This window comes from Bradyrhizobium sp. AZCC 2289 (genome assembly GCF_036924615.1).
In the GTDB taxonomy this organism is placed as follows: domain Bacteria; phylum Pseudomonadota; class Alphaproteobacteria; order Rhizobiales; family Xanthobacteraceae; genus Bradyrhizobium.
Genome location: NZ_JAZHRY010000001.1, coordinates 9259981 through 9278166 on the forward strand (window position 1 = coordinate 9259981; position 18186 = coordinate 9278166).

Here is an 18186-nt window from a genome sequence, read left to right on the forward strand (position 1 = left end):
TTTCTGATTTGCCCGTCGCGTAGTTTTGCCGCATGCGGCGCCGCCAGATTTGACTTGCACGCGAAGCGACGCAACAAGCAGGGCGCCAACTCATTGAATCAATCTGTCGTAGTCGGAATGTGAGCCGCTCCAGAACCAGAGATAGTCGCCGTCCACTTCAACGGACAGCGCGCGGTACCTATGCGGTCCATTCATAATCGCTGAGTTCGTAGCGCATGATTCGAGGCTCCGGTTTCGCAGCTTGGCATCAACCCGGCATGGCCGCGGTGGGGCCGCTAATGCTCTGAATTACTTCCGCTTTCGGCGGAACTGCGGACATGGCCGGGCTTGCTGCTGACTCGACCCGGTCGCGAATGACCAAACCAGAAATCGATTTTCACGCGCAAATGAGATAGACTGATGTCACGCTGGGTGTCCAATCGGACCGGGAAGAGCCGGAACGATACAGCGAAAAAGTGTTCTGAGGTCGGTCACTGGCGCGATCGCATGCGCCGCCGCAGGAAACCTCGCCAGTCCAGCCTTTTCAGAGGCAGCGACGCTTCCTTGTTCGTCGTCAGCGGACCCAATGGGCAGAAATGGCGGCGAACTGAGGCAGCCTGTGACGGCAGTGGCGAAGCCGTATGAGCTTCGTGCCGCGCGTTCCAGCCGCTGCGAGGAGTCGCTCCGATGGTGAAGAGGACAGCCGTTGCCCCGGAGGAACAACCTTTCATCCTCTCGAGCTTGCCGCCCGGCCGGGCGCAGAGACGGCTTGCCCTTGCCGTCGTGCTCGCTTTGCTGGTCGCCTTTCTCATCACGGAAGTTGGGCCGCTCTCGACCATCCAGCTGGGGCGGATCGACGCCTTCGTCCCGGCTTATGCCACGGCGATGTTCGTGAACGATTCGATTACCGCTGTCCTGCTGTTTGCCCAGTTCTCGATCTTGCGTTCGCCTGCCCTCCTCGCGATCTCAAGTGGATATCTCTTCACAGCGCTCATGTTAATCTCGTGGATGCTGACCTTTCCGGGCGTCTTCGCGCCAGGTGGCCTGCTTGGCGCGGGACTGCAGAGCACGACCTGGATCTATATTCTGTGGCACGCCGGATTTCCCGTGTTTGTCATCGCCTATGCCCTGTTGAAGGATGCCGATCCGGCCAGGCGGTTGCGGCAGGGCTCCGTGGGCGCGGCCATCCTTGCGAGCGTTGCCACGACCGCGGCCGTCGTGTGTGCGGCCACTTTTCTTGTCACAGCGGGGGATGCGCTATTGCCGCGCATTTCGCTCGATGCGGTCCGCTTTTCTACCCTCTGGCTTTATTATGCTGGGTGTCTTGACCTGTTGAGCGTTCTTGCACTCATTGTGCTCTGGATCCGGCGGCGTTCGGTGCTCGATCTGTGGCTGATGGTGGTGATGTGCGCCTACGTGATAGAGATCACTCTGATTGCGTTTCCCGTTCCGGCCCGCTTCAGCTTCGGCTGGTATGCCGGCCGGATCTTCGGGTTCCTGTCCGGCAGTCTCCTCCTATTTGTCCTGCTGTACGAGATAACGACGCTTTACGCGGGGGTGCTCCGCGCGGTCTTGGCGCAACGTCGCGAGCGCGAGGCGCGGCTGATGACCGGGGACGCGGTGTCGGCTTCGATTGCTCACGAGATCAAGCAGCCATTGACTGGGATGATAACGAATGCCGATGCGGGGTTGCGCTGGCTTGAACGCTCGATGCCCGATGAAGCGAAGGCGGCATTCGAGCAGATCGTCGCTGATGGCCATCGCGCGGCAGCGGTGATCGGAAGCATTCGGGCGATCTTCAAGAAGGACAGCCGGAACAGAACTTCGCTCGATATCAACGAACTTATCGGGGAGGCCCTAACCTTGACGCGCGGCGATCTGCAGAGGCACCGGATACAGGTCCAGGCCGAGCCGAATGCACAGCTGCCGCAGGTAAGAGGAGATCGAATCCAGCTGCAGCAAGTGCTTCTGAATTTGATAACAAATGCGATCGATTCGATGGCGGCCAAGGATGGGCCGCGGGTCCTGTGCGTGAGGTCCGAGGTCCACGACGGCGCGAGCGTCATCGTATCGGTGGCGGACACCGGAACAGGAATCGGCTCGCAAGAGCTCGAGCGGGTATTCAACCCAATGTTCACTACAAAATCGGGCGGTATGGGGATGGGTCTGTCGATCTGCCGTTCGATCATTGAGGCCCATGATGGCCGGTTGTGGGTTGCCCCGAACAAACCCGAGGGCGCCGTCTTTCAGTTTATGCTGCTCGCCGACGGTGCGACGTCTGCCGGTGCTTCACGACGAGAGCGACCCGAGGACCTCCTGGTTAGTTCGCGCTCCTGACTCGGAATACGCCGTCATCGCCACCGAACGCGATGCCGCGCCCCGAGTGTCGGAGTGCCGGCCGAAATCGATGAAGCAATCGAGTTGTGCAGCTTTTGGATTGGCGGTTAAGCTACCTGCAGAGGCTGCTACCGCCTGAAGCGGACCCTGCTATACAAAGCACAGACGTCGCCGACGGATCGTGAGCGACGAGGTGCGTTTCCGGTCGTCAGATTCGCTCCTGGCACATCGCGTCATTTCGCTGCGCTGCGGAATTTGGTCCGCTATTTGCGCAACGCAACCAACGGAAACCACAAGCGGCGTTCGGTGCGGCTCCGACTTTGAAGCGACCGGCGGGACCTGCTCACAGCGGGTTGAACGGAAGCTCGGAACGCCGGCTGTGTTCGCCGGTTGCTCCTCCAAACCGGAAACCGGAGGACGACGATGAAGAAACTCGCGCTATTGGGTGCTGCTGCGGTCCTGTCGACCGTGCTGGCGACCCCGCTGATGGCCCAGGAGGCCACGCAGGAACCGGGCATGATCGGGTTCACCTATCCGAATTCCCATTATTTGACCGGCGGGTACGGCGTGCACACGCCATACAATACCGGCCGTTTTGCTCGCATGCCCTATTACCGGCGCGTGTACTATGAGCCCGGCCCGCTGGGCTGGGCTGGCGGGGTGGTCGTCGGCGGCGGCGTCGGAATCGCGACCGTACCGCTCGCTCCGTATGATGCCTACGCCTATGATCCCTATTGATGGGATTGGCGCTCGCGACAAGGCGTGACGGCGACTCTCTTGTCGCAAGTGCCCCCCGCACAGCGTGCCCGTTCTGTATCGAGGCGCTGTTGCAGGATAAGACTTCGTGATCACTGCATCGATGCGATGGCTACCAGTCCTCGTAGATCCACTCCCCTGGGGCTCGAGGCCGCGCTCTCGCGTGCGGCGACGGAAGCGGTCGCTCGGGCTTGCGCGAGGTCGGAGTCGGCTGCGTTGGAGGCAGTGATGTCTTGGGCAGGTTCTGCTCGGAAACTTTCACGACTGCGCGTTTTATCTCTTCCTGGCTCGCCTTGAGCTCCTCAATGGCTTTCGAATTGTCGCTGGCTATTTGTTGCTGGTTCGCCTTGAGCTGCTCGATGTTTCGCTCCACATTCGCGAGATCGCGCGCCATCGTTTGCAGCAACTGTGTGTAATCGGGCAACGCTGCGGTAGCTGTCGGCGCGGCGTCTTGCGGTGCGGTCTGAGCCACGGAGGTTGCTTGCGGTGGTGCGGCCTCCGCCGCGGCCACTTGAACGACAGATGGAGCGGGCTGCGCGGGAACCGGCGGATTATCCGGCGGCAATGGCAATGATGGCGTTGAAACGAGCTGCGGCGCCCAACGGGCGACAACCAGCTTGGCCTCGCCGCCATAGGACGACTGCAAAACCAGGGCAGGGACAACGATGCACGCCGCCAGCGTCAGGCCGACAAGGGCCCGGAGCGCCGGCCTTTTAGGCGGTGATTTTGGGCGAGGTCCGGCCGGAGGCGGACGCGCGTCATCGCGCTCCATTTTATCAAGCTGTTCAGTCAATCGCGCGAGCTCTTCATCCGCGCGCGCGATCTGTTCCTGGGCGTGCGCGAGTCGTTCATCGGCGCGCGCGATCAGGGCATCGTGGGGTTCAATTGCTGTTGGAGTGGGTGTGGAGTTCACTGGCGTCTCCCTTTCCATCCAATGTCATCCGAAGGTGGCGGTCGACTATCCGTCGGGTCGACCAGCGGCCAAATACTCCAGTCTTGCCCAAAGAATGGCCGTATAATGGAAGAATAGGGGATCACATGGCGATAGCGTCAGGGAATCCGGCGCGCGCAGCCGAACGGCGCGGCGGCTCTCCGCTTCGGTTCCAGGGTATGACCGTGACAGTGCACTTGATCCACCGCCGTCGCCTAATGCGCCTCAACGCTTTTATATCCGGCGCGATCCGGTTGCCATGATTTCAGCATTATTTCGGCAATAACTGGCGCCAGGTAACGCGCTGGAGGGCAGGGTGGTGCCGAGATCCGGATTTGCGTTGGTGCTGATGGGGTCGCTCGCGCTCGGCGGCTGCATGCAGGCGACGCTCGCGCCATCGTCGGATGCGAGCATGACGGCAAGGGACCGGCAGTTGCTGGCCCATCCGCCTTATGCGCAGGCCAGCATTCCCGAGCGTTTTCTCCGGCACGTCGTCGACTATCCGCGCAGGGAGCAGCCGGGCACGATCCTGGTCGATACCGATGCGCGCTATCTCTATTACGTGATGCCGGGGGGCAAGGCGATCCGCTACGGTGTGGCGGTCGGAGAGGAAGCGCTGGCCTTTTCAGGCGTCGCCACGGTCGGCCGTACGGCTGAATGGCCGGACTGGATTCCGACGCCGGAGATTCAGGCGCGGCTCGGCCCCTATCCCTCGCGCATTCCCGGCGGTCCGGCGAATCCATTGGGCGCGCGGGCGCTCTATCTCTACCAGGGCAACAAGGACACGCTCTACCGCATCCACGGCACCAACCAGCCCGAATATATCGGCCAGGCGATCTCGTCCGGCTGCATCCGTATGAACAATGCCGACGTCATCGATCTGTTTGAGCGGGTGAGGCCCGGAGCGACCGTCGTGGTGCTGCCGCCGGGCCAGAGCGCATAGGCGCAATGGCGACCTGCTCGCCGCAGCTCGCAGACGAAGGCCGGGCTGCGGATTACGCGGAGTTTATCATCGGGCGCGTATTCGCGCGACCCGTTCGTTAATCCGCCTTGGGCTAATCCGCCCTGCGAGCTACGGCTAACCTGTTTTCCGCGCCGACAGCCATTTCGGAACGGGATCGAGCGGCGTGCGATAGAGTTCCCTGTTATCGCCGTCGGTGACGCGGACGGCACAACCTCTCGCCTTCAGTTCAGGCTGTACCTGTGACAGTTCGTTCGCCAGTTGATCGGCTTTGTCCGAGGCACCATGCAGATCCTCGAGGATGATGCTGCCCTGATTTTTGAACTCTTCGCCAACCACGAGATCGAAGTAGTAGTACGGCATCCGAAGCTCCCAAGTCTTAGCTCCAAAGTCTCAGTTTCTAAGTCTCAGTTCACAAGTCCAGATTCCAAGTCTCAACTTCCAAGTCTCAACTTCCAAGTCTCGGTATGCATTGCATCGTACCACTGAGTCTCCGGTTCCCTAAGGCAACCAAAGCATAATGCGTGAGCTGTTCGCGCAAAAACAGTGTGCAACGTGTGAAGGAACGGATCGACGCGACGCGTCGCACGATGCGGGCTCCGTAAATTTCCGGTGATGCGTCGTCAGAGAACGGTGGATTCGGCGTTGCGCCTTTGCCTGCAAGCCGCGGCGTGCAGGGTTCCCGCTGTACCGTCTTTCATGTAACATTGCCGCATGAGCGAAACTGAGAATTTGATTGTGGCCCTGCGTCAGAGCGGCATCGCGGACAAGGTATCGGTGTATGAGATATCCTGAGCACGGCGGCAGGAAGCAGGGTGGATTAGCGCAGCGTAACCCACCGATCTGTCGCGAGTGAGCGGCGGATTACGCCTTCCGCCTTCGCTCAAAGAGCTTCGGCGGACAAGTCGGCTCAATCCGCCCTGCGAGCTCTACTTGCTGCAGACGTCCGGCTTGACGTCGTCAAGTAGCTGTTGCAATCCGCTGACCGTGACGATCGCTTGGCTTATTGAGGAACCTTCCCAAATTGACATCGCTAAGGGAATTGGGGCGCGCTCTGGCCGCTCTTGGCATCATCGCCGTGCTGACCGGCACAGCGGCAAATGCACAGAATCTCGATCAGGGCAAATCGGCCGCCAAGCTGTTTGCTGATGGTTGTACGACGTGTCATCGCAGCCCCCGCGGTCTCGCCAAGGGCCGCTTCAAGCTCACGCTCTACCTTTTCCTGAAGGACCACTACGCGAGCAGTGCGGATACGGCCTCGGCGCTCGCCTCCTACCTCGGGTCCGTCGACAGCAATCAGCGCGGCCCGTCGCGCGCCGCCGCGAAGCCGTCGCGTTCTGCGACCGGCACATCACGCCCCTCCTTGCGTCCGCCCACGCCGGTGCCGGGGCGTTAGGAAGCAGCCCATGAGCGACTTTTCCGCCGAAGCTCGAAGAGCGAAGGCGGAAGCGATACGCGGGTGCGAGTGATTGATGGTCAGCCAATAAATTTTCCCGGATATCGCGGAGCCTGTCATCGGGCGCGCATTCGCGCGACCCGTTGGCTCATCCGGGCTACGCTTGCTGATGTTTCCACATCGTCATTGCGAGCGAAGCGAAGCAGTCCATAGCGCCGCTTGCGGAAACGTGGATTGCTTCGTCGCTGTCGCTCCTCGCAATGACGGTGAACCAATGCGTGCGGCCAATCCGGCAGACCGTAATCCCCCAAGCGTGCGCATATCTCCCCTCGTCATGATCCTTGGCCGGGTCAACCGGATCATGAACGCAGTCCGTAGGGCGGATTGGCCGAAAGCGTAATCCGCCGCCTGGTATAAAGCCGTAACGGCGGATTACGCTCCGCTAATCCGCCCTACGCGCTGAAATCGAAATCACGCTCATGCGGTATGTCCAGGGAATATCGGGTTCCCGAGGCGAGCGCCTTCCCGGGTTAAGACATTGGTTATTTGTTTGGGGTCATTTTCACGACCTCATTCAACAAAGAGGTACCATGTCTGACATCACCATTCCCGGCGGGCGGATTCGTTCTTTCGTTGAGCGGATCGAGAATCTGGACACCGAAATGCATGAACTGAGCGAGCAGAAGAAGGAGGTCTTTTCGGAGGCCAAGGGCGAGGGGTTTGATGTGAAGATCCTCAAGGAGATCATCAAGCTGAGGAAGGAAGACAAGGAAGAGCGCGACGAGCGCGAAAGCCTGCTCGATCTCTACATGCGGGCCATGGAAACGGCGCCGCCGGAAAAGGCAGCGAAGGCGGCCTGAGCCGATCGAAGAAGCGAGGGTCGCCCGGATGGGCCAACGGGTCGCGCGAATGCGCGCCCGATGACAGGCTCCGCGATATCCGGGGTGACGTTAGAGCTCGTAGGGCGGATTACCCGAAGGCGTAATCCGCCGGCCTCGCGCGTATCGCGCGACAGCAAGCCGTCTATGTGAATCTGGAGAGCTCTCCGAAAAGTAAACAAGAGGCCGCCAGCTGTGGCGGCCTCGAAGGAGTGCAAGTTGTGGAGCTATTGGTCTAACTTTTCGTAAGCCCTGCCTAAGGCCAACAGTCTTGCGGCCAACCCTCGCTTGCTTGAGGCTGTGCTACTCGATTGGTCACCCTCTCGATTGCCGATGCGCCACCGACCGGACGCTAGGTCCAATGCATCCGATATCTGCTGAGCTGCTTGCTTGCGATAATCGTCGATCAGCTTGCTAAACATGGCCACCTCACGTGATTCGAGTGGATCAGCCCCAAGGTAGCTTGCGCGCTTGGCAGGTGCACAGCAACTCACGAACCGGGCCGTGAAACTACGGAAGGTCGGTAGCCGAAAAACTGAAAGTTGAGTAGATGTTACAAAAAAAAGGGACCTAGACGCTCACCTCCTATTTGGAGTCTGTCGATAGTCATCAGCGCGGCCAGCCGCACGCCGCTGCGGGCAAGTTAGCGCATCCTGCCGCTGGCACGTCGCGCTCCTCCATGCGGCCACCCATGCCGGTGCCGGGACGTTAACAGTCCGCATGAGCGAAGCGAGCGATTGAGAGTCAGATGATAGATCAACCCTGGATATCGCTGCGCTCATCCGGGCTACGCTTGCGGATGTTTCCACATCGTCATTGCGAGCGAAGCGAAGCAATCCATAGCGCCGCAAGTGGAGATATGGATTGCTTCGTCGCTGTCGCTCCTCGCAATGACGGTGAAGCAATGTGTGCGGCGCGTCTTGTCAAAAGATCGGCTCGCCGATCGCGACGTCACTGCGGGGACCAAGAACGATCACGTTTCCGCTGGCGTCCTTTGCCCCGAGGATCAGCAGCTCGGAGGTGAAGCCTGCGATGTTCTTAGGACCAAGATTGCAGACGCACACGACCAGCGACCCGACCAGTGCCGCGGGCTCATAGTTCGTGATCTGCGCGCTCGACCACATGATCCGATCGGCGCCAACGTCGACGCCAACCTTGTAAGACGGTTTGCGCGCCCGGGGAAACGGCTGGACGTCGAAGACCTTGCCGATCCGGATGTCGAGACGGGCGAAATCGTCGTAGGCGGCCTGGGGTTTCAGGGGAGTCATGGGGTGCACCTGCGGTGGGGGCAGCGCGAGCAAGGGCTGGCTAGCGCAGTTCAACCCGCCGATCAATCGCGAGCACAGGCGGCGGATTATGCCCGCTAATCCGCCCTACGAGCTCTACAAACCATTGAAATAGCGCAACGCGAATCCCGCGCGCCGACAGGCGAGACGCTCCTTGCCGGCAAAGCACGTCCCCAAAAATCGAACTCGCCACCACATGCACGCAAGCCCGTGAAATCTGGCTTTACGACGATTTTTCCCGCCCGCTTGCCTCAAGAGCGTCATTTTGAACAGGGTCGCTGTCTGGCGCCTTTTTAGATCCCGGCTCCGCGCTCCCGCGGCCGATCGAGTCCTTGCTAGAAATAACCCGCGTCTGTACGGTGCGTCGCAGAAGGGTTAATTTTCCATCAATGGATCAGCTGAAATGACCGCAATTCAGGGCGTGGTGTCGGAGGAAGGTGCGGACCAGAAAATGCCACCAGGAGTGCTTTTTGAAGGCCCGGTGGTAGACGCCAAGTTTCGCGATTCCTACATCGCGTTCGGCATCATGATCGGAGGTTCGATCGCGGCGCTGGTCTGGGCATTCACGCAGGGCATCGGCCGGGTGGAGATTTCGGTCTTCGTCGGCATGTTCGCGCTAAGCACGGTCGGCATCGGCTTCATGCATCGCTACTTCGTCCACCGCAGCTTCCGCTGCGGTCCGGTCATGCGGACGCTACTCGCCGCGATCGCCACGATGGCGGTGCAGGGCTCGGTGCTCAAATGGGTCTCCAATCATCGCCGGCACCATCTTCACTCCGACAAGCCCGGCGATGTCCACAGCCCCCACTATGACGGCGTCGGCAACCGCCATGTCAGCTTCGTCAAGGGGATGTTGCATGCGCAAGGCGGCTGGGTGTGGGACCAGGCGACCACCGATGCCGAATACTACGCCAGGGATATTCTGGCCGACCCGATCGCCATGTTCTTCACCAGGACGCGCTGGTACTGGTACGCGATCTCGGCGGTGTTCATTCCGGGCGCCCTCGGCTACGCGCTTGGCGGCGTGCACGCGATGATCGGCTGCGTATTGTTCTCCGGCCTGTTCCGCAGCTACGTCATGACCATGGCCACCTCGCTGGTCAACTCGGTCTGCCATAGCGACGGTCGCTACGGTTACCGTCGCTTCGAGCTCAATGACGGCACGACCAACGAGTTGGTGACCACGATCCTCACCTTCGGTGAAGGACTGCACAACAACCATCATCGGTTTCCGCGGGACGCCTACCTTTCGCACGCCTGGTACGAGATCGACATCAATGGCCTGATTATTCGGGGGCTTGGGAAACTCGGGCTCGTTCACGACATTTTCGCGGCCGGCGCGCGTCAAGGGTCCGGACCGCCAGATACGCAGCACGGCGGCCCTGGGGCTGCCATCATCCAGAACCCATTCGACCACGTCGCCGAAGACCTTCGCTCGTCCGGAAGGTAGACTTGCCCGCTATTCCCGGAAGCCGGACCGCTCGCTCCCCGGTGCGGACGGCGGAAAACGTTCGATACCAGATCCGGAAGCTATGGTCCTGAAGCACGAAGCGGAGGGCGGATTAGCCGAAGGCGCCTGTCGTCAAAAGATCGGCTCGCCGATCGCGACGTCACTGCGGGGACCAAGAACGATCACGTTTCCTGCCGCGTCCTTGGCCCCGAGGATCAGCAGTTCGGACGTGAAGCCTGCAATGTTCTTGGGCCCAAGGTTGCAGACGCACACGACCAGCGACCCGACCAGTGCCGCGGGCTCATAGTTCGTGATCTGCGCGCTCGACCACATGATCCGATCGGACCCAACGTCGACGCCAACCCGGTAAGACGGATTGCGCGCGCGGGGAAACGGCTGGACGTCGACGACCTTGCCGATCCGGATGTCGAGACGGGCGAAGTCGTCGTAGGCGGCCTGGGGTTTGAGGGGAGTCATGTCATGGACCTGCGGGCAGCGAATGAAGCGGCACGAAGCGAGTATCGGGGTCGATCAGGTGAAGAACTAGCGTAACCCAACCGCGAGCAAAATGGCGGATTACGCTGTCACCAATCTGCCGTACGAACTCTGCCGGAGCATTCCTTCCGAGGCGCAGTACTCAATGGAGCAACAGCGGAATGAGCAGCATCAACAGTACGATCACTATTGCCGCTGCAATCGCGATCCAACCCTTAGCGTCGAAGTCGAAGCCAGGGCCTTTGAATTTGAGCTGGTGGTCAGACATAGGCATGGTTCCCCATTGAAGAAAAAACATGCCTTTCGGGGGAGTTAGATGTGTGGGGTCGCCGGAATCGGTTGGCAAGGGCTCATGGCCAATTCGAGTGTTGATAGCCCCCGATACACACAGGACGATTTTAAAACCAAAGACAAGTCAAAGACTTACAAATTTCCATCCACAGGCCAGTTTTCGTCAGATTGTGGCTTTCCTGTGTTTTGAGGCCGAAATCGCCGAGGTCGTCAAAGGGGTGATTCGCTAGTCCGTAGGGCGGATTAGATTAGCCGAAGGCGTAATCCGCCGCCTTGGCGGAATGGGTAACGGCGGATTACGCTCCGCTAATCCGCCCTACGGGCTACGCAACCTTGATCCCAACGCCTTCCTTCCAATGGGGCCTCTCGGATAGAGCCTTCATTGCAAAGTCAAAACTATCAGTGCGGCACGCTAGGTATCTAAATGAGCCGCGCACTTGAAGAGAATTCAGAAACAGCAAAACTTCAGAAGTTAAAGGCGCGAGCCGCTCGTTCTTTATCATCGCATAATAGCTTTTTGCCCTTTGAACTTCTGACCGCGATTTCTCTATCTCCAACTTAGCGGCGATTGATAGACCTTTCGGGGACATAAACATCCGGCTGAAAAGAGAGCTTATTTCGCTTTCAGCGTCGCGATGTTTCTCTTCTGTCTCCTTCATGGTCAGTGGACACATGTAACCGAGCACAATCTGATGTGACAGCGGATAGTAAATCTCAATATGAGGCACGGCGAGCCCTATATTTCCATAGGGGCCGTACTGCTTCGCGTTGTGCATCACGACGGGATTGTCGGAAATGTAAAGCTCCTCCCTACAATCCTTAATCATCAAGAACGAATGTTTGGAAACAAGGGGAGAAGTTAATTCAGCCAGTTTCGATAGTGAGAAGTTCAATGCGAAGAGCTTTTCAAACTCTTCGTCGACCATTTCCTCTTTAAGTGGGTTCAGGTCTGCGTCGGGCCAGCGTTTCCTAATTTCAGTGCTGAAGACAGTGTGATCCAGCCGTCGTCTCTTGGACCTGAGAAGTTGAACGACCACGAATGTATGCAGAGTTGCTAGATCCGTAGGGCTCAGCGAATCTAGCGATCTCCGTTGAACGATCGCCGCGATGATAGGGGCGGCTCGGTCTTCCATGTAGGTGAATTTGTTCTCAAACGATAAAACGTGGTCACCAAAGCGAACGTTATTGAAATCCTTCTCGCCCATCGCCCGATACGGCGGAAGTTTGAATCGTCTGCGTGTATGCTTATCTAGTATCGACAATTTTCCATTTTTGGCGAAATTATCCAAAATGAACTTTGGAACATAGTGATTGTAGCGTGGAAGCTTCTCCGCGTTTGCTGGATCAATTTTCATCACAGATGCCCTTATTCGAACCGGCGTTCGCGCAGCAATCTGGTCTCGTGAGGAAAAGGCCGCTCTTTTGAGCGGCCTTCCCAGATTAATCGATCATCAATCTATCCCTCACGAACACCCCGTCGTGCTTCCGCACGTATCGCACTTCATGCACGTGCCGTTCCGCACCAGCGTGAAGTTGCCGCACTCGCCGCACATCTCGCCTTCGTAGCCTTTGGCTTTCGCTTCCGCCCTGCGCTCGGCCTTGCTCGGTGCGGCCTGGGCGGCGGCGCCGGCCTTGCTCCACTGCATCGCTTCCAGCTTTTCCGTCGGCGACAGATCGTGCTGGGCTTCCTGCTTCAGCGCGACCGCGCCTTCGACGGTGTCGCTGTTGCGGGCGCTTGGTCCGTGGGAGGCCATCGTCGTGACGTTGCTGGAGCTGCGGGCTTCGGTCTCCGGGGGTGAGACGCCGCGCATGACGACGAGATTGTCGGTGCGCGAACGGGTCAGGCCCTTCGACAGATATTTGTTGGAGGGCTGCTCCGGCGCGCGCCCTTCTTCGACGCCCTTGCCCATCGCATCGAAATTGCTCTCGCTGGGATCGACATGGGCGAGGTCGAAGCGCGACATGTAGCTGACCGCAAGCTCGCGGAACACATAGTCGAGGATCGAGGTCGCATACTTGATTGAGTCGTTGCCCTGCACGGGCCCTGCGGGCTCGAAGCGGGTGAAGGTGAAGGCGTCGACATATTCTTCCAGCGGCACGCCATATTGCAGGCCGAGGGAAACCGCGATCGCAAAGTTGTTGATGAAGGAGCGCAGCGCAGCACCTTCCTTGTGCATGTCGATGAAGATCTCGCCGATCCGGCCGTCGTCATATTCGCCGGTGCGCAGGTACACCTTGTGGCCGCCGACGACTGCCTTCTGGGTGTAGCCCTTGCGGCGATCCGGCATCTTTTCGCGCTCGCGCATCACGACGATGCGCTCGACCAGCTTCTCGACGATCTTTTCCGAGACCTGCGCGGTGCGCGCGGCCATCGGCTTGTCGTAGAAGGTGTCGATCGCGTCGTCTTCCTCGTCGTCGTCGCTGATCAGTTGCGAGTTGAGCGGCTGCGACAGCTTTGAGCCGTCGCGGTAGAGCGCGTTGGCCTTCAGCGCGAGCTTCCAGGAGAGCAGGTAGGCGGATTTGCAATCCTCCACCGTGGCGTCGTTCGGCATGTTGATGGTCTTGGAGATCGCGCCCGAGATGAACGGCTGGGAGGCCGCCATCATCCGGATGTGGCTCTCGACCGAGAGGTAACGCTTGCCGATCTTGCCGCAGGGGTTGGCGCAGTCGAACACCGGATAGTGCTCGGCCTTCAGATGCGGCGCGCCTTCCACCGTCATCGCGCCGCAGATGTGCACGTTGGCGGCTTCGATCTCGCGCTTGGTGAAGCCGACCGCAGCGAGCAGATCGAAGCCGGGGGCTGCGATGGTCTCCGGCGCAAGGTTGAGGGTGTCGCGCAGAAAATCCTCGCCAAAGGTCCATTTGTTGAAGGCGAACTTGATGTCGAACGCGGTCGGCAGCGCCGCTTCGACCTTGGCCAGCGCTTCGTCGGTAAAACCCTTGGCCTTCAGGGTGGAGACGTTGATGCCCGGCGCATTCGAGAGCGAGCCGTGGCCGACGGCATAGGCCTCGATCTCGGCGATGTCGCTTTCGCGATAGCCGAGCGTGCGCAAGGCCACCGGGACGGCCTGGTTGATGATCTTCCAGTAGCCGCCGCCGGCTAGCTTCTTGAATTTTACCAGCGCGAAATCGGGCTCGATGCCTGTCGTGTCGCAATCCATCACGAGGCCGATGGTGCCGGTCGGCGCCACCACGGTGGTCTGCGCATTGCGGTAGCCGTTGAGCTCGCCGAGTTCGAGCGCCTTGTCCCAGGCGGCCTTGGCGTGCTCGACGATGTCGGTCTGCGGCACGCTGGCATAATCCAGCGGCACCGGCGAGACGGCGAGCGCCTCATAGCCACGGGATTCGCCGTGCGCTGCGCGGCGATGGTTGCGGATCACGCGCAGCATGTGCTGGGCGTTCTTCTTGTAGCCGGGGAAGGGGCCGAGCTCCTTGGCCATCTCGGCCGAGGTCGCGTAGGCGACGCCGGTCATGATCGCGGTCAGGGCGCCGCACAGCGCGCGGCCTTCCTTGCTGTCGTAAGGCAGGCCCATGGTCATCAACAGGCCGCCGATATTGGCAAAGCCGAGGCCGAGCGTGCGGAACTCGTAGGAGAGTTCGGCAATCGCCTTCGACGGGAATTGCGCCATCATGACAGAGATTTCGAGCACGACGGTCCAGAGCCGGCAGAGATGCTCGTAGGACTCGACGTCGAAGCGCTTGGTCGAGGTCGAGTAGAAGGTGATCAGGTTCGCGGACGCCAGATTGCAGGCGGTGTCGTCCAGGAACATGTATTCCGAGCACGGATTGGAGGCGCGGATGTCGCCGGACGCCTTGCAGGTGTGCCAGTCGTTCATGGTGGTGTTGAAGTGCAGGCCGGGATCGGCCGAGGCCCAGGCGGCGTGGCCGATCTTTTCCCAGAGGTCGCGCGCCCTCAGCGTCTTCGTCACCTTCTTGTTGGTGCGGCCGATCAGGTCCCAGGTGCCGTCGGTCTCGACGGCGCGGAGGAAATCGTCCTTCAGCGAGACCGAGTTGTTGGAGTTCTGGCCGGAGACGGTGAGGTAGGCTTCCGAATCCCAGTCGGTGTCGTAGATCGGGAAATCGATCTCCTTGTAGCCCTGGCGCGCGAACTGGATCACGCGCTTGATCATGGCGTCGGTAACCAGCGCGCGGCGCGCCAGCTTGATTTCGCGGCGCAGGGCAGGGTTCTTTTCGGGATCGAAGCAATCGTCGCCGCTTCCTTCGCAATTGACGCAGGCTTTCAGCACGGCCTTGAGGTGCTTCTGGTTGAGCTTGGAGCCGGTGACGAGGGCTGCGACCTTCTGCTCCTCCTTCACCTTCCAGTCGATATAGGTCTCGATATCAGGGTGGTCGGCGTCGACCACGACCATCTTGGCAGCGCGGCGCGTAGTGCCGCCCGACTTGATCGCGCCGGCGGCTCGGTCGCCGATCTTGAGGAAGCTCATCAGGCCGGACGAGCGGCCGCCGCCCGAGAGCTTTTCGCCTTCGCCGCGCAGGCGGGAAAAATTGGAGCCGGTGCCGGAGCCGTATTTGAACAGGCGCGCTTCACGCACCCAGAGGTCCATGATGCCGCCCTCGTTGACGAGGTCGTCATCGACGCCCTGAATGAAGCAGGCGTGCGGCTGCGGATGTTCGTAGGAGGATTTTGACTTGGTCAGCTTGCCGGTCTTCCAGTCGACGTAATAGTGGCCCTGGCCGGGGCCGTCGATGCCGTAGGCCCAGTGCAGGCCGGTGTTGAACCACTGCGGCGAGTTCGGCGCGACCATCTGCTTGGCGAGCATGAAGCGCAGCTCGTCGTAGAACGCCTGCGCGTCCTCTTCCGACGAGAAGTAGCTGCCCTTCCAGCCCCAATAGGTCCAGCAGCCGGCGAGGCGATCGAACACCTGTTTTGCCGAGAGTTCGCTGACATAGCGCTCGTTCTCGGGCAGGGACGCCAGCGCCTCGGTGTCGGGCACCGAGCGCCACAGCCAGGAGGGGATGGTCTCTTCCTCGACCTTCTTCAGCCGCGCGGCGACGCCGGCTTTACGAAAATACTTCTGGGCCAGAACGTCGGAGGCGACCTGCGACCAGAACTGGGGAACCTCGACATTTTCGAGACGGAACACGATCGAGCCATCGGGATTGCGGATCTCCGATGTCGTCAATCTGAAATCAATCCCTGCGTAGGGTGACTGTCCCTGAGTGGTGTTGCGTCGTTCGATTCGCATGGTCGTGCCCCGTCTTCTTTGACCGGACCGCTCTACCGCGGCGCCGGATGTTATTCCTTGAGCGGACTCCCAGACCACGGCTGGCGTGCAACCCTGGTCTCTCTATCCGCAGCTCAACCGGTGAACCCGGCCTCTGTTTCTCTGGCGCCTCATGCAGGTGCCGTTACGCACCGGCGTGAGGTTGCCGTATTCAACGCCCCAACGCGCCGCTTTGGCACGTCACTCCGACACTCCAGCTGAACCGATTCCGGCTCATTATTAGCGCCCCAAAGCCCCCAAATTTTGGGGGCAGAAAAGCCTCACCCGCTGCCTTCGCTGGCCGACGGAGTGGTCATTTCGGAACCCCTTTTGGGAGCGACCGGCGGGGACCCAAACACACTCGCGCCGAACAGGAGGAAAACTAGGCCAACTCCGTTGCGCCCGTCAAGAACTAGTACGAGTTCCTGAATCAAATACTAAATATGGTGGAAAGGTTGGGAAAACAGGGGGCATCGCGCCCTTGTGATGGCTCCAAGTATCAGTGAGTCCTCACGGATTCCCAAGGGAAAAAAATTACGCACAGGCTGTGGAGCGCGGCTGCGCCCGCTGTTCACAGGCGAACTATTTATTCGCGCTTTGGGATTGCACTTCCAAGACTCACGTAAGGCTACGGGGACGTCCGGGCTGGCATGTCCGCGAGCCCGTGGTCGGAGGCCGCGATAAGGGCGAAGGTGAGGGTGATTCCACCCCATCGCCGGGCTCCATGACAGAATCAAAACCGACCGCGCGGGCGCGCATCGCACCCGCTGGCCTGATGTTCCTCGCCATCACTTCGGTGGGCTGGGGTTTCAACTGGCCAGTAACAAAGTACCTTTTGAGCGAGCTGCCGCCGCTGACCTTGCGTGGCCTGACCGGCGTGATCGGCGCCAGCCTATTGGCGGGGCTGGCGCTGGCGCGCGGCCAGAGCCTGCAAGTTCCGCGCAGGCTGTGGCCGCGCCTGATGCTGGCGGCGCTGCTCAACGTTACCGGCTGGATGGTGCTGATGGGGCTGGCGCTGCTTTGGCTGCCGGCCAGCGAGGCCGCGCTGATCGCCTACACCATGCCGGTATGGGCCTCGATGCTGGCCTGGCCGGTGCTTGGCGAGCGCCCGACCTTGTTGCGGACATTCGCGCTGCTGATGGCGTTTGCGGGCCTCGCCGCCATCATGGGCGGCAACGGCCTCACCGCCAGTGCCGCAAAACTGCCGGGGATCATCATGGCGCTCACCGGCGCCATCGGTTTTGCACTCGGCACGGTGCTGGCCAAGAAACTGCCGCTGCAGCTGGCGCCGATCCCGGCCGCCGCCTGGCAGATCGGGCTCGGCTGTTTTCCGGTGGCGGTTGCAGGGCTCCTGATCGAGACCACGCATCTCGACAAGGTCTCGCAACTTGGCTGGTGGCTGCTGGTCTATTCGATCGTGATCCAGTTCTGCATCGCCTATGTCAGCTGGTTTGCCGCGCTGGCACGCCTGCCGGCATCGGTGGCGGCGATCGGCACCATGGCCGTGCCCGTGATCGGCGTGGTCGCCTCGGCATTGGCGCTGCACGAGCCGCTCGGGTTGACCCAGATCATCGCGCTGATGTGCACGCTCGCCGGCGTCGTGCTGGCGACAAGGTCGTGATTAGGGGGCCACATGGTTCGAGACGCGCGGCACCGGACGGCGCAAATGCGCCGCCGGGGGCATCCTCACCATGAGGGTCTAATACCAGACCTCATCCTGAGAGGCTGTGAAGCTGACCTCATCCTGAGGAGCGGCGTCTTCGCCGCGTCTCGAAGGATGAAGCCACCGAACTGGAATGCGCTAGGCACCTTCGCCCTCGAGCGCGAGCCGCACCATCTTCGCCAAGCGCGATTTGCGATAAGGTTTTGTCAGCAGCAGCACGCCGGGGTCGAGGCGGCCGTGATGCACGATCGCGTTGTCGGTATAGCCCGAGGTATAAAGCACCTTAATGCCGGGCCGGCGCTTCGTCGTCTCGTCGGCCAACTGGCGGCCGGTCATGCCGCCGGGCATGATGACGTCGGTAAACAGCAGGTCGAACGGCTGGCCGTTCTCGACCATGACCATGGCCGCGCGGGCGTCCGCGGCGGAAACGGTCTTGTAGCCGAGGCTGCGCAACTGCGCCGCGACGAACTCGCGCACCAGCGTGTCGTCTTCCACCACCAGGATGGTCTCGGAGCCGCCCGACGACGGCGCGGCGGCG

15 protein-coding genes are annotated in these 18186 nt (G+C 60.6%); 7 read left to right on the forward strand and 8 right to left on the reverse strand.

What is annotated here, in order from left to right:
- Nucleotides 1-762 precede the first annotated feature (762 nt).
- A complete protein-coding gene (locus tag V1289_RS43440; RefSeq protein ID WP_334405691.1) occupies nucleotides 763-2316 on the forward strand; it encodes an MASE4 domain-containing protein in 1554 nt (517 codons plus the stop codon).
- 423 nt (nucleotides 2317-2739) lie between these two features.
- Nucleotides 2740-3054 (forward strand): hypothetical protein, encoded by a 315-nt coding sequence (locus V1289_RS43445; protein WP_334405692.1) that lies wholly within the window; start codon nucleotides 2740-2742, stop codon nucleotides 3052-3054.
- Between the two features lie 130 nt (nucleotides 3055-3184).
- Here the strand turns inward: V1289_RS43445 and V1289_RS43450 are convergent, their stop codons facing one another.
- Nucleotides 3185-3985, reverse strand: a complete 801-nt coding sequence (locus V1289_RS43450; protein ID WP_334405694.1) for a hypothetical protein — start codon at nucleotides 3983-3985, stop codon at nucleotides 3185-3187.
- A 337-nt stretch (nucleotides 3986-4322) separates the two neighbouring features.
- On the opposite strand from V1289_RS43450, the gene V1289_RS43455 reads away from it, so the two are divergent.
- Nucleotides 4323-4946: a L,D-transpeptidase gene (locus tag V1289_RS43455; protein WP_334407906.1), complete on the forward strand. Its 624-nt coding sequence runs from the start codon at nucleotides 4323-4325 to the stop codon at nucleotides 4944-4946.
- 135 nt (nucleotides 4947-5081) lie between these two features.
- On the opposite strand, the gene V1289_RS43460 is transcribed toward V1289_RS43455, so the two are convergent.
- Nucleotides 5082-5327 carry a DUF6894 family protein gene (locus V1289_RS43460; RefSeq protein ID WP_334405696.1) on the reverse strand — a complete coding sequence of 82 codons (246 nt, stop codon included), beginning with the start codon at nucleotides 5325-5327 and terminating at the stop codon, nucleotides 5082-5084.
- Nucleotides 5328-5988: 661 nt separating this feature from the next.
- Between V1289_RS43460 and V1289_RS43465 the strand changes: the two genes are divergently transcribed.
- Together V1289_RS43465 and V1289_RS43470 are read left to right on the forward strand one after the other, a co-directional pair.
- The gene (locus V1289_RS43465; protein ID WP_334405698.1) at nucleotides 5989-6360 is read left to right on the forward strand and encodes a hypothetical protein; all 372 of its coding nucleotides are present in this window, start codon (nucleotides 5989-5991) and stop codon (nucleotides 6358-6360) included.
- 590 nt (nucleotides 6361-6950) lie between these two features.
- Nucleotides 6951-7220 (forward strand): DUF2312 domain-containing protein, encoded by a 270-nt coding sequence (locus V1289_RS43470; protein WP_334405700.1) that lies wholly within the window; start codon nucleotides 6951-6953, stop codon nucleotides 7218-7220.
- A 941-nt stretch (nucleotides 7221-8161) separates the two neighbouring features.
- On the opposite strand, the gene V1289_RS43475 is transcribed toward V1289_RS43470, so the two are convergent.
- On the reverse strand, nucleotides 8162-8506 hold the full coding sequence (locus V1289_RS43475; protein ID WP_334405701.1) for a tRNA-binding protein: 345 nt from the start codon (nucleotides 8504-8506) through the stop codon (nucleotides 8162-8164).
- Nucleotides 8507-8927: 421 nt separating this feature from the next.
- On the opposite strand from V1289_RS43475, the gene V1289_RS43480 reads away from it, so the two are divergent.
- Nucleotides 8928-9974 (forward strand): acyl-CoA desaturase, encoded by a 1047-nt coding sequence (locus V1289_RS43480; protein ID WP_334405702.1) that lies wholly within the window; start codon nucleotides 8928-8930, stop codon nucleotides 9972-9974.
- Between the two features lie 132 nt (nucleotides 9975-10106).
- Here the strand turns inward: V1289_RS43480 and V1289_RS43485 are convergent, their stop codons facing one another.
- The 4 genes from V1289_RS43485 to V1289_RS43500 form a co-directional block, all read right to left on the reverse strand.
- Nucleotides 10107-10451: a tRNA-binding protein gene (locus V1289_RS43485; protein ID WP_334405704.1), complete on the reverse strand. Its 345-nt coding sequence runs from the start codon at nucleotides 10449-10451 to the stop codon at nucleotides 10107-10109.
- A 160-nt stretch (nucleotides 10452-10611) separates the two neighbouring features.
- On the reverse strand, nucleotides 10612-10737 hold the full coding sequence (locus tag V1289_RS43490) for a hypothetical protein (protein WP_334405705.1): 126 nt from the start codon (nucleotides 10735-10737) through the stop codon (nucleotides 10612-10614).
- Between the two features lie 346 nt (nucleotides 10738-11083).
- Nucleotides 11084-12115: a DUF4238 domain-containing protein gene (locus tag V1289_RS43495; protein WP_334405707.1), complete on the reverse strand. Its 1032-nt coding sequence runs from the start codon at nucleotides 12113-12115 to the stop codon at nucleotides 11084-11086.
- Between the two features lie 108 nt (nucleotides 12116-12223).
- Nucleotides 12224-15967: a vitamin B12-dependent ribonucleotide reductase gene (locus V1289_RS43500; protein WP_334405709.1), complete on the reverse strand. Its 3744-nt coding sequence runs from the start codon at nucleotides 15965-15967 to the stop codon at nucleotides 12224-12226.
- A gap of 742 nt (nucleotides 15968-16709) precedes the next feature.
- Between V1289_RS43500 and V1289_RS43505 the strand changes: the two genes are divergently transcribed.
- Entirely contained in the window at nucleotides 16710-17606 is an 897-nt protein-coding gene (locus V1289_RS43505; protein WP_334405711.1) for a DMT family transporter, read from the forward strand.
- A 180-nt stretch (nucleotides 17607-17786) separates the two neighbouring features.
- Here V1289_RS43505 and V1289_RS43510 read toward each other — a convergent pair whose 3' ends face one another.
- Entirely contained in the window at nucleotides 17787-18146 is a 360-nt protein-coding gene (locus V1289_RS43510; RefSeq protein WP_334405713.1) for a response regulator, read from the reverse strand.
- Between the last annotated feature and the right edge of the window lie 40 nt (nucleotides 18147-18186).